Annotated in this window: 21 protein-coding genes and 4 pseudogenes; 21 read left to right on the forward strand and 4 right to left on the reverse strand. The window is 38.7% G+C overall.

Features of this window, described 5'->3' with window-relative positions:
• The first annotated feature begins 3 nt into the window (after positions 1-3).
• The 7 genes and pseudogenes from HMPREF2574_RS09015 (at position 4) to HMPREF2574_RS09045 (ending at position 5485) form a co-directional block, all read left to right on the forward strand.
• The gene (locus HMPREF2574_RS09015; protein ID WP_070812488.1) at positions 4-588 is read left to right on the forward strand and encodes a uracil-DNA glycosylase family protein; all 585 of its coding nucleotides are present in this window, start codon (positions 4-6) and stop codon (positions 586-588) included.
• Between the two features lie 101 nt (positions 589-689).
• Entirely contained in the window at positions 690-1142 is a 453-nt protein-coding gene (locus tag HMPREF2574_RS09020) for a MarR family transcriptional regulator (RefSeq protein ID WP_006268509.1), read from the forward strand.
• A pseudogene (locus tag HMPREF2574_RS09025) lies at positions 1139-2671 on the forward strand (glycine betaine ABC transporter substrate-binding protein). The gene HMPREF2574_RS09020 and the pseudogene HMPREF2574_RS09025 overlap by 4 nt, the downstream one beginning before the upstream one ends.
• Positions 2668-3387 (forward strand): ATP-binding cassette domain-containing protein, encoded by a 720-nt coding sequence (locus HMPREF2574_RS09030; RefSeq protein ID WP_070812489.1) that lies wholly within the window; start codon positions 2668-2670, stop codon positions 3385-3387. Before HMPREF2574_RS09025 ends, HMPREF2574_RS09030 begins: the two are co-directional and overlap by 4 nt.
• A gap of 11 nt (positions 3388-3398) precedes the next feature.
• A pseudogene (locus tag HMPREF2574_RS09035) lies at positions 3399-4329 on the forward strand (alcohol dehydrogenase catalytic domain-containing protein).
• A gap of 141 nt (positions 4330-4470) precedes the next feature.
• Positions 4471-5169 (forward strand): LD-carboxypeptidase LdcB/DacB, encoded by a 699-nt coding sequence (gene ldcB / locus HMPREF2574_RS09040; RefSeq protein ID WP_070812490.1) that lies wholly within the window; start codon positions 4471-4473, stop codon positions 5167-5169.
• Positions 5170-5194: 25 nt separating this feature from the next.
• Positions 5195-5485 carry an AraC family ligand binding domain-containing protein gene (locus HMPREF2574_RS09045; RefSeq protein WP_024053016.1) on the forward strand — a complete coding sequence of 97 codons (291 nt, stop codon included), beginning with the start codon at positions 5195-5197 and terminating at the stop codon, positions 5483-5485.
• A 129-nt stretch (positions 5486-5614) separates the two neighbouring features.
• On the opposite strand, the gene HMPREF2574_RS09050 is transcribed toward HMPREF2574_RS09045, so the two are convergent.
• Together HMPREF2574_RS09050 and HMPREF2574_RS09055 are read right to left on the reverse strand one after the other, a co-directional pair.
• Positions 5615-5860 (reverse strand): type B 50S ribosomal protein L31, encoded by a 246-nt coding sequence (locus HMPREF2574_RS09050; protein WP_003023866.1) that lies wholly within the window; start codon positions 5858-5860, stop codon positions 5615-5617.
• A 103-nt stretch (positions 5861-5963) separates the two neighbouring features.
• The gene (locus HMPREF2574_RS09055) at positions 5964-6902 is read right to left on the reverse strand and encodes a DHH family phosphoesterase (RefSeq protein ID WP_024053018.1); all 939 of its coding nucleotides are present in this window, start codon (positions 6900-6902) and stop codon (positions 5964-5966) included.
• Between the two features lie 152 nt (positions 6903-7054).
• Here HMPREF2574_RS09055 and HMPREF2574_RS09060 point away from each other — a divergent pair, with 152 nt between their 5' ends.
• From HMPREF2574_RS09060 to thrS, 4 genes and pseudogenes are all read left to right on the forward strand, one after another.
• Positions 7055-7498: a flavodoxin gene (locus HMPREF2574_RS09060; RefSeq protein WP_003030007.1), complete on the forward strand. Its 444-nt coding sequence runs from the start codon at positions 7055-7057 to the stop codon at positions 7496-7498.
• 133 nt (positions 7499-7631) lie between these two features.
• Positions 7632-9017, forward strand: a complete 1386-nt coding sequence (sufB, locus tag HMPREF2574_RS09065) for a Fe-S cluster assembly protein SufB (protein WP_070584269.1) — start codon at positions 7632-7634, stop codon at positions 9015-9017.
• 433 nt (positions 9018-9450) lie between these two features.
• Positions 9451-10092, forward strand: a pseudogene (locus tag HMPREF2574_RS09070) (AAA family ATPase); the annotation flags it as partial.
• Positions 10088-12040 (forward strand): threonine--tRNA ligase, encoded by a 1953-nt coding sequence (gene thrS / locus HMPREF2574_RS09075; RefSeq protein WP_070812491.1) that lies wholly within the window; start codon positions 10088-10090, stop codon positions 12038-12040. The pseudogene HMPREF2574_RS09070 and the gene thrS, both read left to right, overlap by 5 nt.
• Before the next feature lie 193 nt (positions 12041-12233).
• Here the strand turns inward: thrS and HMPREF2574_RS09080 are convergent.
• Positions 12234-12774, reverse strand: a pseudogene (locus HMPREF2574_RS09080) (TetR/AcrR family transcriptional regulator).
• A 137-nt stretch (positions 12775-12911) separates the two neighbouring features.
• Between HMPREF2574_RS09080 and HMPREF2574_RS09085 the strand changes: the two are divergent.
• The 4 genes from HMPREF2574_RS09085 to HMPREF2574_RS09100 all read left to right on the forward strand — a co-directional run bounded on the left by HMPREF2574_RS09085 (position 12912) and on the right by HMPREF2574_RS09100 (position 18435).
• The gene (locus HMPREF2574_RS09085) at positions 12912-13613 is read left to right on the forward strand and encodes an ABC transporter ATP-binding protein (protein ID WP_042754190.1); all 702 of its coding nucleotides are present in this window, start codon (positions 12912-12914) and stop codon (positions 13611-13613) included.
• 14 nt (positions 13614-13627) lie between these two features.
• A complete protein-coding gene (locus tag HMPREF2574_RS09090) occupies positions 13628-16993 on the forward strand; it encodes an ABC transporter permease (protein WP_070812492.1) in 3366 nt (1121 codons plus the stop codon).
• A gap of 90 nt (positions 16994-17083) precedes the next feature.
• The gene (locus tag HMPREF2574_RS09095) at positions 17084-17920 is read left to right on the forward strand and encodes a metallophosphoesterase family protein (RefSeq protein ID WP_070812493.1); all 837 of its coding nucleotides are present in this window, start codon (positions 17084-17086) and stop codon (positions 17918-17920) included.
• A 65-nt stretch (positions 17921-17985) separates the two neighbouring features.
• Positions 17986-18435, forward strand: a complete 450-nt coding sequence (locus tag HMPREF2574_RS09100) for an Rrf2 family transcriptional regulator (RefSeq protein ID WP_024053028.1) — start codon at positions 17986-17988, stop codon at positions 18433-18435.
• A gap of 32 nt (positions 18436-18467) precedes the next feature.
• Here the strand turns inward: HMPREF2574_RS09100 and HMPREF2574_RS09105 are convergent, their stop codons facing one another.
• On the reverse strand, positions 18468-19244 hold the full coding sequence (locus HMPREF2574_RS09105; protein WP_003023885.1) for a glycyl-radical enzyme activating protein: 777 nt from the start codon (positions 19242-19244) through the stop codon (positions 18468-18470).
• Positions 19245-19376: 132 nt separating this feature from the next.
• On the opposite strand from HMPREF2574_RS09105, the gene HMPREF2574_RS09110 reads away from it, so the two are divergent.
• The 6 genes from HMPREF2574_RS09110 to HMPREF2574_RS09135 all read left to right on the forward strand — a co-directional run bounded on the left by HMPREF2574_RS09110 (position 19377) and on the right by HMPREF2574_RS09135 (position 25928).
• Positions 19377-20120, forward strand: a complete 744-nt coding sequence (locus HMPREF2574_RS09110; protein WP_003028982.1) for a DeoR/GlpR family DNA-binding transcription regulator — start codon at positions 19377-19379, stop codon at positions 20118-20120.
• Positions 20121-20138: 18 nt separating this feature from the next.
• Positions 20139-21101, forward strand: a complete 963-nt coding sequence (locus HMPREF2574_RS09115) for a sugar-binding transcriptional regulator (RefSeq protein ID WP_070812494.1) — start codon at positions 20139-20141, stop codon at positions 21099-21101.
• A 249-nt stretch (positions 21102-21350) separates the two neighbouring features.
• A complete protein-coding gene (locus HMPREF2574_RS09120; RefSeq protein WP_003023891.1) occupies positions 21351-21674 on the forward strand; it encodes a PTS lactose/cellobiose transporter subunit IIA in 324 nt (107 codons plus the stop codon).
• 20 nt (positions 21675-21694) lie between these two features.
• Positions 21695-22015, forward strand: coding sequence for a PTS sugar transporter subunit IIB (locus tag HMPREF2574_RS09125; protein ID WP_003023895.1), 321 nt, complete (start codon positions 21695-21697; stop codon positions 22013-22015).
• 2 nt (positions 22016-22017) lie between these two features.
• The gene (locus tag HMPREF2574_RS09130) at positions 22018-23319 is read left to right on the forward strand and encodes a PTS sugar transporter subunit IIC (RefSeq protein WP_024053032.1); all 1302 of its coding nucleotides are present in this window, start codon (positions 22018-22020) and stop codon (positions 23317-23319) included.
• A 167-nt stretch (positions 23320-23486) separates the two neighbouring features.
• The gene (locus HMPREF2574_RS09135; RefSeq protein WP_024053033.1) at positions 23487-25928 is read left to right on the forward strand and encodes a glycyl radical protein; all 2442 of its coding nucleotides are present in this window, start codon (positions 23487-23489) and stop codon (positions 25926-25928) included.
• Positions 25929-25932 lie beyond the last annotated feature (4 nt).

Consider the following 25932-nt stretch of genomic DNA (forward strand, 5'->3'; position numbering starts at 1 on the left):
GAAATGGAAACGCTAGAAGACATTAAGAAAGCTATTATGGATGATTCACAAAATCAAGCATATACAAAGCGAGGAATTGAGCCGCTTTTTGCAGCGCCTAAAACGGCACGTATCAATATTGTCGGTCAAGCACCGGGCATCAAAGCGCAGGAAACGCGCTTGTACTGGAATGATAAGAGCGGTGATCGCTTGCGTGAATGGATGGGTGTTGATTATGATACTTTTTATCATTCAGGTTATTTTGCTGCGATTCCAATGGACTTTTACTTTCCAGGTCATGGAAAATCAGGAGATTTGCCACCTCGCAAGGGTTTTGCTGAAAAATGGCATCAACAGATTTTAGAATTGTTACCAGATCTGGAATTAACTATTCTTATTGGCCAATATGCTCAGAAGTATTATCTTCATCAAAAGGGAACTGTAAAGTTAACCGATACGGTAAAACATTATCAAGATTATTTGCCAGAATATTTCCCACTTGTTCACCCATCTCCACGAAATCAAATCTGGCTGGCCAAGAATCCTTGGTTTGCAGAGCAAGTGATACCAGATTTGCAGGCGAATGTTCAACAGATTATTTCAAGATGAGCACTTGCTCATCTTTTTTTTGAAACCAAATCTTTGACAAAAAAGGTTCGATATAGTTTTATAAATAAACTTCTATATCGTATGTTTTAGAAAGAAGAAAAATGGGTAAAAAAGTAGTCAATAGTGGATTTTACATTGGGAAAATTCATCGTTTATCTAATCGATTAATGAATCATATTTTGTTAGAACGAGGGATTCAAGCTTTTAATGGAGAACAGGGACGTATTTTACATGCGCTTTGGCAAAAAGATTATCAAAGCCAAACCGAACTGTCAGAGCAGACCGGTTTGACGTTGAACACTCTAACCAAAATGATTGACCGAATGATTCGCATGAAGCTTGTGGAACGGTGTTCTCATGAAAAAGATAAGCGGAAAAAGATGATTTGTCTGACAGATTATGCAAAAGGATTAAAAGCAGAATATGATGCAATTTCTGATGAAATCATTGAAATCTTTTATAGTGGTTTTTCCGATCTGGAAATCAGTGAATTTGAGATTTATTTAGAGCGTATTTTAGTAAATTTAAGCCAATCAAGAAAGGATGAAGCATGAACGAGTTAATCAAATTAGTCACCAATCAATGGCAGTTTCTGTTAGGTCTTATCTGGGATCATGTCTGGATATCGGGTTTGTCTATCTTACTTGCTTTAATTTTGGGAGTTGGGCTTGGAATTTTCATCAGTTTCAAAAAAAGCTGGGCTGGTGTCGTTATCGGAATAGTGAATATTCTTTATACAATTCCCTCTATTGCCCTTTTAGGGATTTTGATTTCAATTACAGGAATTGGTAACAAGACAGCAATTGTAGCTTTAACCTTGTATGCACTGTTACCCATGGTACGGAGCACTTATACAGGGATTACAGGTGTTGATCCGCTTCTCGTTGAAGCAGCAGAAGGAATGGGTTCTACTCGCAAGCAGATTTTAACCAAAGTGCAATTGCCGCTTGCCTTTCCGGTCATGATGGCAGGTTTTCGAAATATGGTGACGATGACCATTGCGCTAGCCGGGATTGCTTCTTTCGTTGGTGCTGGTGGTCTGGGGCTTGCAATCTAGCGTGGAATTACCACTAATAATCAAACCTTGACCTTAGTCGGAAGTGTTTTAGTAGCTTTGTTGGCACTAGCCTTTGATTTTCTCCTTTCTTTGGTCGAAAAATCAATCTTAAACCATAAAAAAGTATCCAAAAAATGGTTGGTTGTTTTAGGTTTCATAACTTTTTTGACAGCAGGAATAATAGCGTTTTTCCAAATGAATCCAATGGGTGGAACGGTCAAAATTGCGACCAAGCCACAGACAGAAAACTATATCTTAGGGGAAATGCAAAAGCAAGTTATTGAAGAATACACCAATCTGAAGGTCAAAATGACCAAAGGTGTTGGTGGTGGTACCTCAAATATTCATCCAGCAATGGTTAAAGGTGAATTTGATATTTATGCTGAATACACCGGTACAATCTGGGAAGTTATTCTCAAAAAATCAGGCTCGTATGATGAAAGTCGATTTAAGACGCTTGAAAGTCAATACCGCAAGAAATATCAACTTGCATGGGCAAATACATTTGGCTTTAATAACACATATGGCTTAGCCGTTCGCAAGGATGTAGCAGAAAAATACAATATTAAAACCTTTAGTGATTTAGCCAAAGCTAGTCCTAATTTAACTTTTGGTGCAGAGTATGACTTTTTTGGTCGTGAAGACGGTTTTGCACGTTTGCAATCTACCTATGGTATGAAGTTCAAATCTCAAGTAGATATGGATAGCGGATTGAAATATCAGGCTATTAAATCCGGAAAAGTTGATGCGATTGATATTTTTACTACAGATGGACAGCTTTATGGTGCCAATCTAGTGGTTTTGAAAGATGATAAAAAAATCTATCCTTCTTATCAGGCAGGAACAGTTGTTCGAGAAGCCACTCTAAAAAAATACCCACAATTGAAAAAAGCATTGGCAAAATTAGACGGTATTTTAACGGATAGTAAAATGGCAGAATTGAACCACAAAGTAGAAAACGACAAAGAAGAGCCTGCTAAAGTTGCTCATGACTATCTTGTAGAGAAAGGGATTTTGAAGAAATGATTGAATATAAAAATGTCAACAAATCATATGGAAATCAAGACATTATCAAAAATCTAAATCTAAAGATTGAAGATGGCACTTTTCTGACAGTTGTGGGGACTTCTGGTTCGGGCAAAACGACATTGTTAAAGATGATAAATGGTTTGGTCAAGCCGAATCAAGGGCAAATCCTTATCAATGGTCAAGATGTGCAGGACACGGATTTGATTGAATTGCGGCGAAACATCGGTTATTCGATTCAAGGAAATGGGCTTTTTCCGCATTTGACAGTTGCCGAGAATATCGCTTATGTGTTGAATTTGCAAAAGAAAAATCAAGTGGAAATAGAGAAAATTGTAGATGAAAAGTTAGCCATGCTTGGTTTGGATACCCAGCTAAAAAATCGCTATCCAGCAGCTTTGTCTGGTGGACAGGCGCAACGAGTGGGGATTGCACGTGCATTAGCTGCAACTCCTAATATTTTGCTAATGGATGAGCCGTTTGGAGCAGTGGATGCTATTACGCGCTATCAGTTACAGCGTGAATTAAAGTTACTGCATGCAGAAACCGGAATTACAGTTGTGTTTATCACACACGATATAGCAGAAGCTTTGAAACTAGGTACGAAAATCCTCGTTTTAGATAAGGGAGAAATCCAGCAATATGGCACGCCGCAGGAAATAAAAATGCAGCCTGCAAATGATTTTGTCAGAAAACTACTAGAATTAGCAAGCTAAGGAGAAGTTCTATGAATCAAAAAATGAAAGCCATGGTGATTTATGAGCCTGGTGGTCCAGAAAAATTTGTTCTAGAAGAACGAGCCATCCCGAATGTAAAAGTAGGCTGGACTCTAGTCAAGATTAAAGGTTTTGGTATCAATCATTCAGAAATTGTCACTCGGAAAGGTCTATCTCCAACTGTTCAATTCCCTCGTATTTTAGGAATTGAGTGTGTAGGACAAGTAGTTGAAACGACAAGGAGAGATTTGCAAGAAGGGCAAAAAATTGTTTCCATCATGGGTGAAATGGGACGTGCCTTTGACGGTTCTTATGCTGAATATGCTCTACTTCCAAATGAGCAGATTTATCCCGTAGATAGCCAATTACCTTGGTCTGAGTTAGCAACAGTACCAGAGACCTATTATACCGCTTTTGGCTCCTTCAAAAATCTGCAGATAAAAGAAGGAGATTCAATCTTAGTCCGAGCTGCGACAAGTGGCGTTGGATTAGCTTTCTTAAAATTGGTAAAGGCGCAATTCCCACAGAATCGTGTAGTTGGCACAGTTCGTTCTCTCGCTAAAAAAGATTTGCTTCAATATCTAGGTTTTTGATGAGATTATTTTAGATGAAAAAGGAGTTTTGCAAACTGAGGAAAAGTTTGATAAAATCCTTGAATTAGTCGGTCCGGCTACTCTAAAAAATTCATTTGACCATATTCAAAGTGCAGGAATTATCTGTAACACTGGTCAATTAGGTAGCAAATGGTATGTAGAGGAGTTTGACCCAATCGTAGAAATAAAAAATAATAGTTTTTTGACGAGCTTTTATTCAGGCAATGTGAGCCAGCAGCTTATTGATGAACTTTTTAGCTATATTGATGCTTACCAAATAAATGTATCTCCTCAACGAGTCTTTTCATTAGAGCAAATCCCAGCAGCCCATTCTTATATCGAAAGTTAAGTGGGATTTGGTAAAATGGTCGTCTTAAATGATTAACTAGAAAAATTAAAAGTGTGCAAATTGCATGCTTTTTTGAATTGACAGACAGTATATCTACGCTTATAATGAAAATTAGAAAATTCTATAAATGAGGCAATACAGATGAAAAAAAGGATTGGGATTTTATTAGTAGCGAGTTTGTTTCTTTTGACAGCTTGTGGGGGAAAGAAAACGAATGTGGAAACGAAACAAGAAGGAAAAGCAACGTCTGCAAAAGTTGCGTCCTCTGAGCCAGCAAAGAAAAAAGCAAAAGTTCATTATAATGGTTCTTACTATAGTGTAAAAGGAAAATACGATGAAATTGTTATCGCAAATAAACATTATCCATTATCTTCAGATTATAACCCCGGTGAAAATCCTACTGCTAAAGCAAAATTGCTGGAATTGATTACTGCTATGCAGCGCGAAGGCTATCCTATCAGTCATCAATATAGCGGTTTCCGTAGTTATCAAACGCAGGTTACTCTTTATCAAAATTATGTCAATCAAGACGGGAAAGAAGCAGCAGATCGTTATTCTGCCCGACCTGGCTATAGTGAACACCAAACAGGCTTGGCATTTGACTTGATTGGCACAGACGGAAATCTAGTAACAGAAGAAAAGGCAAGTCGATGGCTTTTGAAACATGCAGCCGAATATGGTTTTGTCGTGCGCTATCTAAATGGTAAAGAAGACAAAACTGGATATATGCCAGAGCAATGGCATCTCCGCTATGTTGGAAAAGAAGCAAAAGCGATTGCAGATTCAGGACTATCTTTAGAAGAATATTACGGTTTTTCCGGGGGAGATTATAAGGATTAAAGTTGAACACAAGGAGACAATACACATGAAAATTTACACAATGAACCCTACTATTGATGTCGTGGAAACACCTGTTGAAGAAACTAACCGCATCATCCGTCATCCTCACTTAGAAGAAGGAAAAATAATTCCTGGACACAAGGCTGATGCTTTGGTGACTGTTGTCTGTCTAGAGGGAAAGGTTGATTTTACAGCATCTGGTCAAACCGTTCAACTTGTTCCCGGAAGTTTTTTAACCATGGAACCCAATGAACTTCATAGTTTATATGGTGTGAAAGATAGCCATGTATTGGTTATTCAGCAATTAAAATACTGAATGTGAAAAAAGGTAAAAACTTGGAAGTCATACTGTCGTAGATTCCAAGTTTTGTTGATTATATAAAAAACCTTTCCCAAAATTGGAAAAGGCTTATTATCAACATTTTTTGTAATGTAAATACGATTTTTATTTGAGACCGTATTTTTTGTTGAAACGATCCACACGTCCATCTGCTTGAGTGAATTTTTGACGTCCAGTATAGAATGGATGTGAGTCTGATGAAATTTCCACACGGATCAAAGGATAAGTGTTTCCATCTTCCCATTCAACAGTTTCGCTAGAATACTTAGTAGAACCACTAAGGAATTTGTAGCCGGTTGAAGTATCCATAAAGACAACAGGACGGTATTCAGGATGAATATCTTTTCTCATTTTTAAAAATTTCCTTTCTGCCATGGTCTCTCTGCGAGCCATAGATTCGTTACTTTGATAGTTTACCAAATTCTAGCGGATTTGACAAGTCTTTTCTACCAAATTATTTCCTTTTTGCCAATTCTTTCAATTCTTGATAAACTTCTTCGATTTCTTCTTTGGAGTAAGCATTGGCACCACTGGCAAGAGGATGACCGCCTCCGTCGTGTTTTTTAGCTACTTCATTGATCGGGATAAATTTACTCCGTAGTCGAACGCGGTAATTGCCATTTTCTTGCTCAACAAAAATTCCCCATAATTCAACACTGTCAATACGCCCTGGAGCTGAAACGATAGCGGAAGTATCAGCATCTGTTAAATGATTGGCTTTGAGAAGTTCCTGAGTTAAAATGACACGAGCTGCACCATTTTCATCGACTTCTAAATGGTCATAAACATAGCCTTGAAGTTTAGCGATTTGATAGCTGAAAGAGTCCATTTTTCGAGCCAAAGCAGCAAAATCAAAGGGATACTCGCGAAGTTTACTTGCGACAGCCATTGTGCGGGCAGTTGTGGCAGGATATAGGAAACGTCCTGTATCACCGACAATTCCAGCATAAAGCAATTTAGCAGAATAATCATCTAGTTTGAGTTTATTTTCCAATGCAAAGAGAGCAATTAACTCACTAGCACTACTAGAGCTAGTATCTACCCAAGAAATGTCCCCGTAAATATCATCGTTTGGATGATGATCAATTTTGATGAGAAAATCTCCTTTGTTGTACCGTTCGTCATCAATCCGAGCAGTATTTGCTGTATCACAAACAATAACTAAAGCATGTTTGTAATCATCATCTGAAACATCATCCATTTTAGCCATCCAAGCAAGAGTAGGTTCAGTCTTTCCTGCTACTTTAATCTTTTTCTCAGGGAAATTGACTTGAAGTAATTTTTTCAAACCGACTTGACTTCCTAAGGCATCAGGATCAGGTCGCATGTGACGATGAATGATGATTGTATCATATTCTTTAATTTTATGTAAAATTTGCTTGAAAATTTCCATATGATAACCTCCGCTCTACCTTTTATTCATTGTATCATAAGATGATTATTTTAAAAAGTAAAAGGGAAAAGTAGGGAACTTTAAGAGATTTGAAGTGCAACAATTTGTTCAATGTGTTATAATAAACTGATAGAATTTTTTTGGAGGAAATTATGGCTTTAGCAAAAATTGTATTTGCGAGTATGACAGGAAATACAGAAGAAATCGCAGATATTGTAGCTGATAAATTAAAAGAACTTGGTTTAGAAGTAGATATTGATGAATGCACAACGGTTGATGCAGAGGAATTTCTAGAAGCAGACATCGCAATCGTTGCTTCTTACACATACGGTGACGGCGAGTTGCCTGATGAAATTGTTGATTTTTATGAAGATTTAGCTAGTCTTGACTTGACCGGAAAGATTTATGGTGTTGTCGGATCGGGCGATACATTCTATGATGAGTTCTGTAAGGCCGTAGATGACTTTGATCGTGCTTTTGCGGCAACAGGTGCTGAAAAAGGCGCTGAAAATGTCAAAGTCGATCTATCAGCAGAAGATGAAGATATTGAAAATCTGGAGAAATTCGCTGAAGCATTAGCCGAAAAAGTACGGTAATCATGTAAGAAGGCTGGGAAATTTTCCTAGCCTTTTTTAGCTTAATTTATTCGATTTTAGGCATATATTCTGACATTTCTAATATAGAATAGTATAATAAGAGAAGAGAATTTGTATCAATGGGAGGAATGAGATGACGAAAGAACGAGATTATACCTTTGGATTTCATGACGATGTGAAACCTTTGTTCTCAACAGGCAAAGGTCTGACAGAAGAGGTTGTTCGTGAAATTTCTGAAATTAAAAATGAGCCACAATGGATGTTGGATTATCGCTTGCGTTCTTTAGAATTATTCCATAAATTGCCCATGCCTGATTTTGGACCAGATTTATCCGGCATACGATTTGATGATATTGTCTATTATCAAAAATTAAGTGGGGATCGGGCTAGAAGTTGGGATGAGGTACCAGATGAAATAAAGAAAACCTTTGAGCGTCTGGGGATTCCTGAAGCAGAGCGTCAATTTTTGTCAGGGGCTGTTGCTCAGTATGAATCTGAAGTGGTCTATCACAACATGAAAGAAGAATTTGCCAAGCAAGGCATTATCTTTACCGATACTGACACGGCAGTACAAGAATATCCGGATTTGGTAAAAAAATACTTTGGAACAGTCATTTCTAATGCAGAGCACAAGTTTTCCGCTTTGAACAGTGCTGTTTGGTCAGGTGGCACATTTATCTATGTTCCTAAAAATGTTCAATGTCAGGTGCCAGTTCAGACCTATTTCCGTATCAATGGAGAGAATGCCGGTCAGTTTGAACGCTCGCTCATTATCGTAGAAGAGGGTGGCTCTATTCAATACATTGAAGGTTGCACAGCGCCGACTTATACGACCAATAGTCTTCATGCTGCAAATGTGGAAATTATTGTCAAAAAAGATGCTTTTTTCCGCTATACAACGATTCAAAACTGGTCAGACAACGTTTATAATCTGGTGACAGAGCGTGGAACGGTTGAAGAAGGCGGTACTTTGGAATGGATTGACGGAAATCTGGGCAGCAAGGTCAATATGAAATATCCTTGTAGCATTTTGAATGGCCGCAATGCAAGAACTTCAGTCCTTTCCATGTCCTTTGCTAATTATGGTCAGCATTTGGATGCGGGTTGTAAAGTCTATCACAATGCGCCAAAGACTTCTAGCACATTGATTTCCAAGTCTGTTGCCAAAGACGGTGGTAAGACGGATTACCGTGGTCAAGTCCGTTTTGGCAAGAACAGTGCTGGTTCAAAGTCTCACATTGAGTGCGACACGATTCTTATGGATGGTGAATCCAGCTCAGATACCATTCCATTTAATGAAATTCACAATTCAAATGTTGCACTTGAACACGAAGCTAAGGTTTCTAAGGTTTCAGAGGATCAGCTTTATTACCTTATGAGCCGCGGTATTAGCGAAGAAGAAGCAACTGCTATGATTATCAATGGCTTTATGGAACCAATCACCAAAGAACTCCCAATGGAGTATGCAGTCGAACTTAATCAGCTCATCAATATGAGTATGGAAGGCTCTGTAGGATAAAAGTAAAAACAGTCGTGAGGCTGTTTTTTTGAAACAAGAGAAAGAAAAAAGCACCGAATCGGTGCACGCTTTTGCAAGCTTGAGTACGGACAAAGCCTTATTTTAACTTGCTGTGCTGTTTCGAATGGTTCCAAAACACAATACACTTTAATCATAGGACTTGCAAAATTTTTCAATCGTGCTATAATATTTTTTAGAGACATATCGCTGACTGGAATCTTTTAGAGAGCGCGTGGAGCTGAAAATCGCGCAGAGAAAGGCAGTTGAGACTACTCTGTTAGCTTTTATGCAAACATAAAACGGTGGCTACGTTAGAGCCAATCAGAGGTGTCAACAAACTTTTTTGTTGTACATGAATGAAGGTGGAACCACGTTGCGACGTCCTTTTCGGGATGTCGTTTTTTTTTTTATTTTGTTGAAGGGAGGAAAAGTTATGCTATATATGATTGGCTGATCATCCTGCAGCGGGAAATCAACGCTCGCTTCCCTTCTTGCTCGGAAGTACGATTTGCTTCATATCAAGCTGGATGATTTGGTAGATGAGATGATAGCTCAAGCAAGAGAGGACTTAAAGCCGATTTCCCTTCTGAGACAGGACAGAAATCCGGAACAAATCTGGATGAGAAATCCAGAAGAGATGGCAGATGAAGAATGGCGTTTTTATGAAGAGATTTTTCCTTATGTGACATCTTACTTGATAAAAAATCAAGACAAAGCCCTCTTGGTGGAGGGAGCAGGGCTTCTGCCTCACCTGATAAAAAGTCTTGAAGAACCAGCGGTTTCCTATCTATGCTTGACTCCGACAGTTGATTTTCAGAAAAAGCATTATAAGCAGAGAGAATGGGTTCCTTATGTTTTAGAGGGAACTTCCAATCCTGAGCAAGCTTTTGAAAACTGGATGCAGCGTGACATTCTTTTTGCCCAAATGGTGCGGAAGGAAGCTCAGAAATTAGGCTATCCCAGTCTCATGACAGACGGCAGTCAATCAATCGGAAAAGGAGACTGCTGAAGAGATTGCCAGGCGCTTAAAATTGCCCAATACAAATAAATAGATATTAAAGGAGAAAACTATGATTAAGATTACTTTCCCAGACGGCGCTGTTCGTGAATACGAAAGCGGCAGCACAACATTTGATATTGCTCAGTCTATCAGCAATTCCTTGGCAAAGAAAGCCTTGGCTGGTAAATTCAACGGCAAACTCATCGATACCACTCGTCCTATTACAGAAGACGGTAGCATCGAAATTGTGACACCTGACCACGAAGACGCCCTGCCTATCTTGCGCCATTCGGCTGCTCATCTCTTTGCCCAAGCTGCTCGTCGTCTCTTCCCAGACATTCACTTGGGTGTCGGTCCAGCTATTCAGGACGGATTTTACTATGATACAGACAATACCGCAGGACAAATTTCCAACGAAGACTTGCCTCGTATCGAAGAAGAAATGAAGAAGATTGTCAAGGAGAATTTCCCGTCAATTCGCGAAGAAGTGACAAAAGATCAAGCGCGAGAAATTTTCAAGAATGATCCTTACAAGTTGGAATTGATTGAGGAGCATTCAGAAGATGAAGGTGGTTTGACAATCTACCGTCAAGGTGAATATGTGGATCTCTGTTGTGGACCTCATGTCCCGTCAACTGGACGTATTCAAATTTTCCATTTGTTAAATGTAGCGGGTGCTTACTGGCGTGGAAATAGCGATAATGCTATGATGCAACGGATTTATGGTACAGCTTGGTTTGATAAGAAAGATTTGAAAAACTATCTTCAAATGCGTGAAGAAGCGAAGGAACGTGACCACCGTAAGCTCGGTAAAGAGTTGGATCTTTTCATGATTTCTCCTGAAGTTGGGCAAGGTCTTCCATTCTGGCTTCCAGATGGTGCGACTATTCGTCGTATCGTAGAGCGCTATATTACAGACCGCGAAGTCAATGACGGCTACCAACACGTGTATACGCCACCGCTTGCAAGTGTGGAATTATACAAAACTTCTGGTCACTGGGAACATTACCAAGAAGATATGTTCCCGCCAATGGATATGGGAGACGGTGAACAATTTGTTCTTCGTCCGATGAATTGCCCACACCATATTGAGGTTTATAAAAACCATGTTCATTCTTATCGTGAGTTACCTATTCGTATTGCGGAACTTGGTATGATGCATCGCTTTGAAAAATCAGGTGCACTTTCAGGACTCCAACGTGTTCGTGAAATGACCCTAAACGATTCTCACTTATTTGTCATGCCAGAGCAAATTCAAGAAGAATTTAAACATGTGCTGGATTTGATGATTGACGTTTACAAAGACTTTAATATCACAGATTATCGTTTCCGTCTGTCTTATCGTGACCCGAATGACAAACATAAATATTTTGATAATGATGAAATGTGGGAAAATGCTCAACGCATGTTAAAAGGAGCAATGGATGACTTAGGTTTGGACTACTTTGAGGCAGAAGGCGAAGCTGCTTTCTACGGTCCTAAATTGGATGTCCAAGTAAAAACGGCTCTTGGAAATGAAGAAACCCTTTCCACTATTCAATTGGACTTCTTGCTACCAGAACGTTTCGACCTTCATTATGTTGGAGCAGACGGTGAAGAGCATCGTCCAGTCATGATTCACCGTGGTATTGTGTCTACTATGGAGCGCTTTATTGCTTACTTGATTGAAACATACAAAGGTGCTTTCCCAACTTGGCTTGCTCCTCATCAAGTGACGGTCATTCCAATTTCTAATGAAGCGCATGCTGATTACGCTTGGAAAGTAGCGAAAGAACTGCGCAATCGTGGTGTCCGTGTGGATGTCGATGAACGCAATGAAAAAATGCAATACAAGATTCGTCAAAGTCAAACTCATAAAGTTCCTTATCAATTGATTGTAGGGGACAAGGAACAAGCAGATGGTACGGTGAATGTCCGTCGTTATGGCAGCAAACAAACGCATACAGAAACACTTGCAGAATTTGTAGACCATATTTTGGCTGATATTGCTAGAAAATCACGCATAGATGATAAGGACAACTAAGCTAAAAAGTAGATGATAGGATGCAATGATGACACGGATGCATATAAAAATGTGCAACAGAGAATTATACCATATATTCTGTCATCTCACTTTACAATCTTTCAATTTCTGAGCTTAAGCTAGAAAAGATATAAATCAAAAACTCTATTTCTAAAAGGAATTTTCCCGATTAGAAATAGAGTTTTTTAGTTTATCATTGCCAAGCGTCATAATCAAATGTTTGTAAAATCGTATTCGTCATTTCTTCAGGTGTTTCTTTAGTGCCACTTGAAATCCAAAGTGAGATAATGCCCTCTACACTAGATAGAAAAACTTCAAGCGCATATTTTTCAGAAATAGTGAAATTTTCTTTTAAAAAGTGTTCGGTTTGAACTTTGTGCTGATCGTTCGTTAAAATACTAAGCATAAATTCACGGATTGTTTCACGGAAATTGAGGTAATGACTTTGAGAAACAGCATAAATCAGGTCATGGTTTTGTTGGAGATAGCTTAGATTTGTAATGATTGTTTGTAGTTTCTTCAAAATTTTTACGTAATTGGGTAATAATTTCTTCTTTTAGTGTTTCAATTAGGTCGAATTTATCAAGATAATGAAGGTAGAAAGTTCCACGGTTGATACCTGCTCGTTGACAGAGTTTACTAACGGAAATTGTTTCAAATTTTTCTTCTAACAAGAGCTGAATGAGGGCTTCTCTGATATGCTGCTTGGTTGCTGTTTGTCGATTTTGTACCATAATACTCCTTAAATGAACACTCTGTTGATAATTGATGATTGCCTTTATGTTAAGTCTATTTTATAATAAAGATAGGATTCAATCAACAAACAGCTTGTTTATTTAATTGGACATGGAAACTGAAAGAGGAAAAGGCGATGGCTTATATTGAAATGAAGCATAGTTACAAGCGGTATCAAATGGGAGACACAGAAATTATTGCCAACAATGATATCTCTTTTGACATCGAAAAAGGAGAATTGGTCATCATTCTTGGAGCTTCTGGTGCTGGAAAATCGACGATTCTGAACATTCTTGGTGGAATGGATAGTAATGACGAGGGAGATGTGCTGATTGATGGGCAAAATATAGCGCATTACAACGCTTATCAACTGACAGACTATCGGAGAAATGATGTTGGTTTTGTATTTCAATTTTATAATTTAGTTCCCAATCTGACGGCGCTAGAGAATGTTGAGCTGGCTTCAGAAATTGTTCAAGATGCGCAGGATGCAGCAGAGGCGTTAGCAGCAGTTGGGCTAGGAAATCGACTGCATAATTTTCCTACTCAATTATCTGGTGGTGAGCAGCAACGTGTTTCCATTGCGCGTGCCGTGGCAAAAAATCCTAAAATTTTGCTTTGTGATGAACCAACAGGTGCGCTAGATTATAAAACAGGTAAGCAAGTGCTGCAAATTCTTCAAGATATGTCACGCAAACAGAGAGCAACAGTGATTATCGTGACTCACAATGGTGCGTTAGCTCCGATTGCAGACCGCGTGATTCGTATGCATGATGCACGGATTCAGTCCGTCACTTTGAATGAACATCCTCAAGATATTGCAAGTCTAGAGTATTAGTGAGGAGTGGTGATATGAAAAAATCCATTCTAAATAAAGACATCTGGCTCTCTTTTCGTCAGTCCAAAGGACGCTTTCTGTCCATTATGTTTTTGATGATGTTAGGTTCTTTTGCGCTAGTGGGCCTGAAAGCAGCCAGTCCAGACATTGAAAATTCAGCCAATCGTTATCTTTCACAGATGAAAATGATGGATTTGGCAGTGATGTCAGATTATGGTATCAGCAAAGCTGACCAAAAAGAACTGAATGCAGTTCCAAATGCACAGGTAGAATATGGTTATTTTACAGATACGGTGGTTGGAGATAGCTCAACTTCTGTTCGAGTTTTTTCTCAGACAACTAATATTTCTAAGTTCAAGCTTGTCTCAGGTCATTTTCCAAGCAAGGAAAATCAAGTGGCTTTGGCTAGTTTTTATCAAGGAAAGTACAAGATTGGCGATAGCATTACTTTAAACGAGGAAGGAACCAATAAGTATGCTTTGAGACGGCATACCTTTACAGTGACAGGATTTGTCAATTCAAGTGAATTGGCTTCAACTATTTCTCTTGGCAGTTCTAACTCAGGGAGTGGTACCTTGTCTGCTTATGCAGTGGTGACGCTCAAAACGTTTCAAAGTCCAGTCTATACGGTCGCTCGTTTGAGATATAACAATTTAAAAACACTCAACTCCTTTGGGGATTCCTATAGAAAAAAGGTAAAACGGCATGAAGATGAGTTAGAAAAGCTACTGGCTGATAATGGAAAAAAACGTTTATCAGAGATAAAAGCCCAAGCACAGGCAAAAATTGCGGACGGAGAAGCAAAAATTCAAACTTCTCAACAAGCATTGGCAGATGCCCAGCAGCAACTAAGGAATGCGCAGGATCAAATTGATCAAAAAAGAGCAGATTTAGAGCTTGCTCAAGGTCAACTAACTGAAAAAGAAAACTTGCTTGCACAGGGCGCAGCTCAAATTGCACAGGCTGAGCAGACTTTGGAAAATACGAAAGAAAAATTAGATACAGCCGCCGCTCAACTGTCTTCAGGTTGGGCACAATTGAATCAAACGAAAACCCAATTAGATCAGGCAGCTAGTCAATTATCTGCTGCAAAAGAAAATGTAACAAATGCTCAAGCTACATTAGCTACAGCGCAGGCAGAATTGGAAAAAGGTCAAATGCAACTTGCAGCTGCAAAAACTAATTTGCAGACCAAAATAGCTGCGCTACAAGCACAAGGAATTGATCCAGCAACAGTGCCTGAAATTGTGGCAGCACAAACTCAACTAGCACAAGAAGAAGCAAAATTAAATCTTGCTCGTACAGAATTAGAGAAAAAGCAGGCTGAATTTCAAACTGGACTGTCGCAGTACAAAAGCCAAGAAGCGCTTTATCAAGCAGGACTTGCCCAATACCAATCTGCAGCTGAGGCATTGAATGCGAAACAAGCTGAATATGACGCAGGCTTAGCTCAATATCAAAGTGGTCAGGCAACCTTAAGAAATAAACAAACCGAGTACCAAGCAGGTCAAGCCCAATTGGCGCAAGCAAAACAACAAATCGCAGACGGTCAGGCGCAATTGGACCAAGCTCAGGCAACATTGAACGATAAAAAAACTGAATACGAAAAGCAAAAGAAAGATGCTGAAACAAAAATAAAAAATGGGCAAGCAGACATTCAAAAGGCAAAAGAGGAAGTAGCTGGTTTGTCTGTATCAACCTACCGTGTGTATACACGTCGGACATTTCCAGGAGCTGACGAGTACACAACAACGGGGAATCGTGCTTATGGAATCTCAGCTGTAGGAAATGCTTTTCCGATTGTACTATATCTGGTAGCTGCCCTTGTAACGGTAACGACAATGACACGTTTTGTCAGCGAAGAACGCACAAATGCTGGCGTTTTAAAAGCTTTAGGTTATCGGAATCAAGATGTCGTTAAGAAATTTGTCGTTTATGGCTTGGTTTCAAGTTTGTTAGGTACAGTAATGGGAAGTTTGTTAGGTACTTATTTCTTACCCTACATCTTAGGGAAAACTATTTTTAAGACATCAACTTATCCAGATTTGCGATTAGAATTTTATTGGGAAATTAGTCTCATTGCTCTTTTATGCTCGGTCTTGTGTGGTGTCGCACCAGCCCTTTATATTGCTCACAAAGAGTTGAAAGAAAAACCATCTCAATTATTGTTGCCCAAGGCACCTACCAAAGGCTCAAAAATCTTGCTAGAGCGGATTGACTTCATCTGGCGTCGGCTTAGCTTTACGCAAAAAGTGACGGCTCGAAATATCTTTCGTTACAAGCAAAGAATGCTGATGACCATTTTTGGTGTGGCAGGCTCCGTCGCCCTCTTATTTGCCGGTTTGGGGATGTCTTCTTCCATGGAAGGTATGGGAAATCGGCAGTATGGAGAAATTATCAAATACGATGCGGTCATTTCGCAAAAACATCATCTCAAATCAGACGAGCAAGCAGCAATCAATCATTTATTAGCATATAAAAAAATAGCTAAAAAACGCGGTATTTATCAAGAAACATTTACCAAAAAAATCAAGGGTGCTAAAGATGAACAGTCTCTCGCGTTATTTGTGACAACAGGCAAGGATTTTCATCATTTCATAGAGTTATATGATAGTCAAAGCAAAGCGAGCTTGAACTTGTCTTCGCATGGAGCGGTCATTTCTCAGAAATTAGCAACCATTATGCATGTTTCTGTTGGAGATACTTTTGAGGTGACATCCGATGAAGGAAAACGCTATAAAACCAAAGTTTCTGGTATCACTGAAATGTACGCAGGGCATTTTATCTTTATGAATCAGGACTATTATCAAACGGTATTTGCTCGTAAGTTCCAAGAAAATGCTTATCTGATAAAATTGAAAGATTCCTCTAGCAAAAATGTGCAGGATACCGCAGCAGCCTTCATGAAATTAACTGGTGTGCGAGCAGTCGTACAAAATACGGGGATTTTGGAACAAATTGATGTCATTGTCAAATCTCTTGGCTTTGTAATGCAGATTTTAACTGTTGCCTCTATTTTACTAGCCATTGTGATTCTTTATAACTTGATGAATATCAATGTTGCAGAGCGGATTCGAGAATTATCAACGATTAAAGTATTGGGATTTCATAATAAAGAAGTCACGCTTTACATTTATCGAGAGACCATTCTTTTGTCTGTTATTGGTATTATTGTAGGCTTGTTTTTAGGAAATATTTTACATCGCTCCCTTTTAGAGACGATTGCCCCAGACGCCTTTCTTCTCAATCCGGCAGTATCGGTGTTTGTATATCTTGTACCAGTCTTTTCTATCATCATGATTTTGATTGTCTTAGGCTTTATGGTCAATGCAATATTGAGGCGTATTGACATGTTGGAAGCGTTGAAGTCGGTAGATTGATGAGGCAGTAAAACTTTCACTCAAACTTGGGAGTGGAAGTTTTTTCTTGGTTTGTTATAATATTTTATAAAGGACAGATGAAACGGTACAATGAAACGAAAAATTGCTTTATTATCAGATATTCATGGAAATGTAACGGCATTAGAAGCTGTTTTGGCGGATGCTAAAAAGGAACAGGTGACCGATTACTGGTTTTTGGGAGATTTATTGGCACCCGGAACGGGGCGAAAGAAAATTCTTGACTTAATGGCTGCTTTACCGATTAGCCTTCAAGTGCGGGGAAATTGGGAAGATAGTATTTGGAATGCTCTTCATGGGAAATTAGATATCAGTCGCCCTAGTCATTTATATATGGTTTGTTTATGCCAGTATCTTTTGGAAGAAGTCACACCTGAAGAACTGAACCGATTGCATGAGCTGCCTTTGCAGCTTTTGACAAAAGTTGGCGATTTAGAAATTGCTGTGACTCATCATTTGCCAGATAAAAATTGGGGACGAGAGTTGATTCATATTGGTCAACAAGAGAATTTTGATCGCCTGTTTGAAGGTAACAATTGTGCCATTGCCATTTATGGTCATATTCATCAGCAATTTCTTCGTTATGCGACGGGGGGACAGATGATTATCAATCCGGGATCTATCGGTCAGCCGTTTTTTCTAGATGCTTGTTTGCGAAAGGATCTGCGAGCTCAGTATGCTATTTTAAAAATTGATGAACAGGGATTAGCAGATGTCGATTTTCGACGAGTGGCTTATGATGTAAATAAAGAATTGGAAATGGCTAGAACATTGAAGTTTCCTTATTATGAAGTATATTACGAAAGTCTGGTCAATGGAATTCATCATACGCATAATCATGATTTACTTCGAGCAATTAGTGAGCGAGAAGATTATGTTGCACATCTCAAGGAGTTTTTTGAGAAGTAACACTTGAAGTTACAACGTAAATAAAGTATACTAGTAATAGAATCTGCAAATGAAAGGAGTTTTACATGCAAATTTCGAGTCGTTTTACCATTGCCACGCACATGCTGACTGTTATAGCATTAGAATGTCAAAAACATAAGGTGACTAGCGATTTTCTAGCTGACAGCGTTGGAGTAAATCCTGTCATTATTCGCAAGACATTATTACAGTTGAAAAGTGCAGATTTGATTTCTGTTGCGCGTGGAACGGGCGGGGCTGTCATCAGAAAAGATTTAAAAGACATTACCCTCTTGGATGTCTATCAAGCAGTAGAAAGTCTGGGCAAATCTGGGCAACTCTTTAGCTTTCATGAGCATCCCAATCCATCTTGTCCCATTGGCAGAAATATTCACTTAGTTTTAGATGACAAATTAGCAGAAATTCAAGCAGCAATGGAAGAAGAACTGAGCAAGACCAGTCTGGCAGATGTCGTTGCATCTGCCCAAGAAGAGATAAAAAAACAATCCATTTCGTGAGAAATGGATTGTTTTTTGGAGAAAAAGAGGAGCTAAAAATAACAGTTGATTTCATAATCAAGAAAAACTTGCTGATAATCATAGAGGTCTTCCGGATGTAGAGCTTGCACATTTTCCATTTCATAAGAACGTTTTAGTAATTTATATTTATTTTCACCGAATTGATGAAAAGGTAAGAGTTGTACTTGATCAATAGATAATTTTTTAAATAAAATAGCAAATTGTTCGGCATCTTCTAGAGAGTCATTAAAGCTAGGGATAACAGGAATACGCAGGACAATGGTTTTTTGTTGCGAAAAAGCATAATGAATATTTTTGATAATTAGTTCATTTTTGACCCCTGTGACTTTGCGGTGATTGATGGTGTTATAATGCTTTAAGTCAGTATAGATAAAATCTACATACTGGAGCAAATCAACGAATTTGTTATGATCTACAAAGGCTGTCGTTTCAATTGCTGTATGGATACCTTTTTCTTTGGCAGCTTTAAGGATTGCTTTGGCAAATTCAAACTGAGCAAAGATTTCTCCACCAGACAAGGTCAGGCCCCCACCTGATTCTTCATAAAATTCTCTATCTTTGAGAACTTCTTTGATAATCTCTTCAACGCTTTTTTCCTCTCCCATGGTGATAGTCTTTTTGCTAGAAGCGTCTAACATGGGCTCAGGTTTAAATTTCTGAGATTCTGGATTGGCACACCAAGGACAGCGTAAAGGACAGCCTTTTAGAAAAACAGTTGTCCGAATTCCTGGTCCGTCGTGAATACTAAAATGTTGAATATTAAAGATGATTCCTTTTTCTGCACTCATGATGTACACTCTTTTCTTGCTTATTTTCTTTTATTATATCAAACAAACGAAAGAAAAACAATTACGAATGAAACTGTTTTTTGTTTTATTTATTCCTTAAATTCTGTTAAAATAAAGAATGAGGTGAATAAAATGGAACGTTTAGATGAAATCGTTAAGCTCGTTTCGGAGTTTGAAAAAATTGATGTTAATACTTTATCTGATAAATTAAAAGTCTCTAAAGTAACGATTCGGAAAGATTTGGATAAGCTGGAAATGAAAGGCTTGCTTCATCGGGAGCACGGTTATGCGGTCTTAAATAGTGGTGATGACTTGAATGTCCGGCTTTCTTTTCATTATGATACCAAGCGAAAGATAGCACAAGAAGCGGCAAAAATTGTTGCAGACAATGAAACGATTATCATTGAATCTGGTTCAACTTGTGCTCTGTTAGCTGAAGAAATCTGTCGTACTAAGAAGAACGTGAAAATTATTACAAATTCTTATTTTATCGCAGACTATGTGAGAAAAGTAGATTCTTGCAAGATTATCTTGCTAGGCGGTGAATTTCAGAACGATTCGCAAGTTACGGTCGGTCCTTTACTTAAGGAAATGATTCAATTTTTCCATGTAGAACATGCTTTTGTAGGGACTGATGGCTATGATGAAGAGCTTGGTTTTACAGGTAAAGATTTAATGCGTAGCGAAGTGGTGCAATATATGTCGGAAGCATCTGATAAAATGATTGTGTTAACAGATTCGAGTAAATTTGATAAAAGAGGGACTGTCAAGCGTTTTGGTTTGAAACAGGTTTCGCAGGTGGTAACCGATCAAGCTATTCCGACAGCAGCGGTTCAACGCCTAAAAGCAGCCAATATCAAATTGACTCTAGTCTGATAAGTAGAGGGAGATAAGATGAAAAGTGAAAGAAAAAGGCTATTAGCTAAGATTGCTTATCTTTATTATATAGAGGAGAAAAGTCAGGCAGAAATTGCAGCAGAGACAGGGATTTATCGGACAACTGTGAGTCGTATGCTGGCTGAAGCTAAAAAGGAAGGTATTGTCAAAATCGAGATTGAAGCCTTTGATGCGCGTTTGTTTCATTTAGAAAATGTAGTGAAAGAGAAGTATGGGTTAAAAGGACTTGAAATCGTAGCAAATCAAGTGGATGATTCACCTTCTGATTTGGAGCAGCGGTTAGCTCAATCAGCGGCAGGAATGCTTCGGGGGATGATTGATGACAATGCTAAAGTTGGATTTTCATGGGGAAAGAGTCTTAGTCTCTTGGTAGAACACTCGGGCAGTCGGCACTTGAATAATGTGCATTTTTTTCCATTGGCTGGCGGACCTAGCCATATTCATGCTCGTTATCATGTTAATACCCTCATTTACAGTATGGCTAATAAATACCATGGGGATTGTCGCTTTATGAATGCGACGATTATACAGGAAGACGAGATCTTAGCAAAAGGAATTTTATCTTCTAAATATTTTGATGACTTAAAAAGAAGTTGGCAAGAACTAGATGTGGTTGTTGTTGGTATTGGCGGACAAGTGGATGAAAAGAATCGGCAGTGGTTGGATATGCTGACGGCTGAAGATTTTCGTACAGTGGAAAATGAAGGAGCTGTCGGAGAAATTTGTTGCCGCTTTTTTGATGAAAATGGTGAGTTGGTTGATGAACAGTTGCAAAATCGAACAGTTGCTATTTCTTTAGATTATTTAAAAACAGTTCCTTACAGTCTGGCTTTCGCCTATGGTCGTCAAAAAGCTGCCGCTATTTTGGCGGTTTTACGTGCTGGGTATGTCAACCATTTAGTTACAGATGAAGCAACTATTTTAAAAGTGTTGGAATTGGATAATAGTGCAGTTAATTAATTAGTAGTTTATAACAATTCTCCTTTTTCTCATTATTTCATTTTCAAAAGGTCAAGAATAATGATTCTGACCCTTTTTATTTTACTCTATAAGCACAAATGTGCGATAAATATAAAAAAAGAGAATTTGTTCAGTAATATATTGACGGAATAAGAGAAAGATGATAAATTTGAGTTACAAACAAAAATAAAACGCTTTCAAATAAAAGAAAGATATATTTTGTAAATAAAAATAGGAGTAACGTTAAATATGGAAGTGATTGTAGCTGATCAAATCATTATGGGGTTAATCTTGCATGCTGGAGATGCCAAACAGCATATTTACCAAGCTTTGTCATTAGCAAAAAATGGTGAGTTTGAAAAGTGTAATGAGTATCTAGAATTGGCAGATCAGGCATTATTAGAAGCTCATAATCTTCAAACGGAGTTTTTGGCACAGGAAGCGGGGGGAACAAAGACAGAAATTACAGCTTTGTTTGTCCACTCTCAGGATCATTTGATGACCAGTATTACAGAAATTAATCTTATCAAGGAAATCATTGACTTGAGAAAAGAATTACAAGTGAAAAAATAAATCATCAGGAGGATGAAGATATGATTAAAATTGGGTTGTTTTGTGCAGCAGGTTTTTCAACAGGAATGTTGGTCAATAATATGAAAATAGCTGCGAAAGAAGCTGGTTTAGAGGTTGAGATTGATGCTTATTCTCAGGCCAAGTTAGCAGATTATGCACCAAACTTGGATGTTGCTTTGTTAGGACCACAAGTAGCTTATACTTTGGATAAGTCAGCTGCCATTTGCGAAGAGAACCATATTCCAATTGCGGTCATTCCAATGGCGGACTATGGCATGCTAGATGGTAAAAAAGTATTGAATCTCGCTTTGGGGCTTTTGGAACAAAAACAAGGAGCTTAGTTATGGCTAAAATAGATACTCAAAAAATTATTGCGCCGATTATGAAATTTGTCAATATGCGCGGTATTATTGCCTTAAAGGATGGTATGTTGGCAATTCTGCCCTTGACAGTTGTTGGAAGTATCTTTCTGATTGTAGGACAGTTACCGTTTGAAGGCCTCAATCAGGCGATTGCAGGCATTTTTGGAAAAAATTGGACCGAGCCGTTTATGCAGGTTTACTCAGGAACTTTTGCGATTATGGGTTTGATTTCCTGTTTTTCTATAGGATATTCTTATGCTAAAAATAGTGGTGTAGAGCCTCTGCCGGCAGGTGTGTTATCTGTGTCTTCTTTCTTCATTCTTTTAAAATCTTCTTATATTCCAGAAAAAGGTGAAGAAATTACAGACGCGATTGCCAAGATTTGGTTTGGCGGTCAGGGGATTATTGGAGCCATTATTATTGGTTTGGTTGTCGGTAGTATCTATACCATGTTTATTCAAAAACATATTGTTATTAAGATGCCAGAGCAAGTTCCTCAAGCGATTGCCAAGCAATTTGAGGCTATGATTCCAGCTTTTGTGATATTCTTCCTTTCCATGGTAGTCTATATTCTTGCTAAAATGCTGACAAAGGGTGGTACTTTTATCGAAATGATTTACGGTGTGCTTCAAGTACCGCTGCAAGGATTGACTGGTTCCCTTTACGGTGCAATCGGTATTGCCTTTTTCATCTCTTTCCTATGGTGGTTTGGTGTACACGGACAATCTGTTGTCAATGGTGTAGTGACCGCTCTCTTACTTTCAAATCTGGATGCTAATAAAACCTTGCTTGCTGCTGGAAAGTTATCTGTTGGAAAAGGTGCTCACATTGTCACTCAGCAATTCTTGGATAGTTTCCTTATTTTGTCTGGTTCTGGTATTACTTTTGGTTTGGTGGTAGCCATGCTCTTTGCAGCTAAGTCTAAACAATACAAAGCACTAGGAAAGGTTGCTGCTTTTCCAGCAATCTTTAATGTCAATGAACCAGTTGTGTTTGGGTTTCCAATTGTTATGAATCCCGTCATGTTCTTGCCTTTTATTCTTGTACCTGTTTTAGCGGCTGTAATTGTTTATGGTTCTATAGCAATTGGCTTTATGCAGCCATTTTCAGGGGTGACCTTGCCATGGAGTACACCAGCTATTATTTCTGGTTTCTTAGTGGCAGGATGGCAGGGTGCTCTCATCCAAGTTGTCATTTTAGCTATGTCCACTCTCATCTATTTCCCATTCTTTAAATTCCAAGACAATCTTGCTTACAGTAATGAACTGAAAGCGGAAGGATAAACTACATTGTATCACTGTAAAGAAATTATTTTAATGTTGATTGAGCACAAATGTGCAAAAAATCTTTAATTTGATACTTGATTATAAATAATTGAATTTTTGTATCTTGCATGCTACAATAGTTACGAAAGAAATAAAAATAATTTCATAAGAAAGGTTGTGCTGTGATGGCTAATGTAAAAGAAATAGAAAAAACGACGATACAAACGAATTATTTTGGTAGTTTAACGGACCGAATGAACAAGTATCGGGAAGATGTGCTGGACAAGAAACCTTATATTGATGCTGAACGTGCTGTTCTTGCAACAAGAGCTTATCAAGAGCATAAAGAAAAGCCAAATGTTCTGAAGCGTGCTTATATGCTTAAGGAAATTTTGGAAAATATGACGCTTTATATTGAAGATGAGACCATGATTGTTGGAAATCAGGCTTCATCTAATAAAGATGCACCTATTTTCCCAGAGTATACTTTAGAATTTGTACTCAATGAATTAGATCTTTTTGAAAAGCGCGACGGTGATGTTTTCTATATTACAGAGGAAACCAAAGAACAAATCCGGAACATCGCTCCCTTCTGGGAAAACAATAACCTCCGTGCTAGAGCTGGGGCTTTACTTCCAGAAGAAGTTCAGGTTTATATGGAAACTGGCTTCTTTGGCATGGAAGGAAAGATGAACTCTGGTGATGCTCACTTGGCAGCCAACTATCAAAAATTGCTTCAATATGGTTTGAAAGGTTTTGAGGAAAAAGCTCGGGCAGCTAAGGAGGCCTTGGATTTAACAGATCCGGCTAGTATTGATAAATATCATTTCTATGATTCAATTTTCATTGTAGTGGATGCTGTGAAAGCTTATGCGAATCGTTTTGTCAAATTAGCTCAAGATATGGCAGAGTCTGCAAGCCCAGAGCGCCGTCAGGAATTATTGGAAATTGTTCGAATTTGCTCCAAAGTGCCTTACGAACCAGCGGAAACGTTTGCTGAAGCTATTCAGTCTGTCTGGTTTATCCAGTGTATTTTACAGATTGAGTCTAATGGTCACTCCCTCTCTTATGGGCGCTTTGACCAATACATGTATCCTTATGTTAAGTCGGACTTGGAAGCTGGTCGCGAGACGGAAGAAAGCATTGTCGAACGCTTAACCAATCTTTGGATTAAGACGATTACGATCAATAAAGTACGCAGTCAGGCTCATACTTTCTCATCTGCTGGTAGTCCTTTGTATCAAAATGTGACAATTGGTGGACAAACACGTGATAAGAAAGATGCTGTAAATCCCCTTTCATATCTGGTTTTGAGATCTGTTGCACAGACGCATTTGCCACAGCCGAACTTAACAGTTCGCTACCATGCTGGTCTAGATGCTCGTTTTATGAACGAATGCATAGAAGTTATGAAACTAGGTTTTGGAATGCCTGCTTTCAATAATGACGAGATTATTATTCCGTCCTTTATTGCCAAAGGCGTTTTGGAAGAAGATGCATACGACTACAGTGCTATCGGCTGTGTGGAGACAGCTGTGCCAGGTAAATGGGGCTACCGTTGTACGGGAATGAGCTATATGAACTTCCCTAAGGTGCTTCTCATCACTATGAACGATGGAATTGATCCCGCATCTGGCAAGCGTTTTGCACCAAGCTTCGGTCATTTTAAAGACATGAAGAGCTTTGCTGAGCTGCAAACGGCTTGGGACAAGACTTTGCGTCACTTGACTCGTATGAGTGTCATCGTGGAAAACGCGATTGACCTTTCTCTAGAAAGAGAAGTACCAGATATTCTCTGCTCAGCTTTGACAGACGATTGTATCGGTCGTGGAAAGCATTTGAAAGAAGGCGGAGCTGTCTATGACTATATTTCTGGTCTCCAAGTCGGTATTGCCAATCTATCAGACTCACTAGCAGCAATCAAGAAGCTAGTCTTTGAAGAAGGAAAACTGACTCCAGCTGAACTCTGGCATGCGCTTGAAACGGACTATGCAGGTGAGCGTGGCAAGGAGATTCAAGAGATGTTGATTTCTGATGCACCGAAATATGGTAATGATGATGATTACGCTGATAAGCTGGTGACTGATGCTTATGATATTTATGTGGATGAAATTGCTAAATATCCAAATACCCGTTATGGACGCGGTCCAATTGGCGGTATCCGCTATTCAGGAACATCTTCTATTTCAGCCAATGTTGGTCAAGGTCGCGGTACTTTGGCGACACCAGATGGCCGCAATGCAGGAACACCGCTCGCTGAAGGCTGTTCTCCATCTCACAATATGGACAAGAATGGTCCGACTTCTGTATTGAAATCTGTTTCTAAATTGCCGACAGATGAAATCGTTGGGGGGGTTCTGCTCAATCAAAAAGTGAATCCTCAGACCTTGTCTAAGGAAGAAGATAAAATTAAATTGATTGCTTTACTTCGTACGTTCTTTAACCGTTTGCACGGTTATCATATTCAATACAATGTTGTTTCTAGAGAAACCTTGATTGATGCGCAAAAACATCCTGAAAAACACCGTGATTTGATTGTGCGTGTTGCAGGATATTCGGCATTCTTCAATGTACTCTCCAAAGCAACACAAGATGATATTATCGGACGTACAGAACACACATTATAAAAGA

The organism is Streptococcus sp. HMSC034E12, assembly GCF_001835915.1.
Taxonomy (GTDB): domain Bacteria; phylum Bacillota; class Bacilli; order Lactobacillales; family Streptococcaceae; genus Streptococcus; species Streptococcus vaginalis.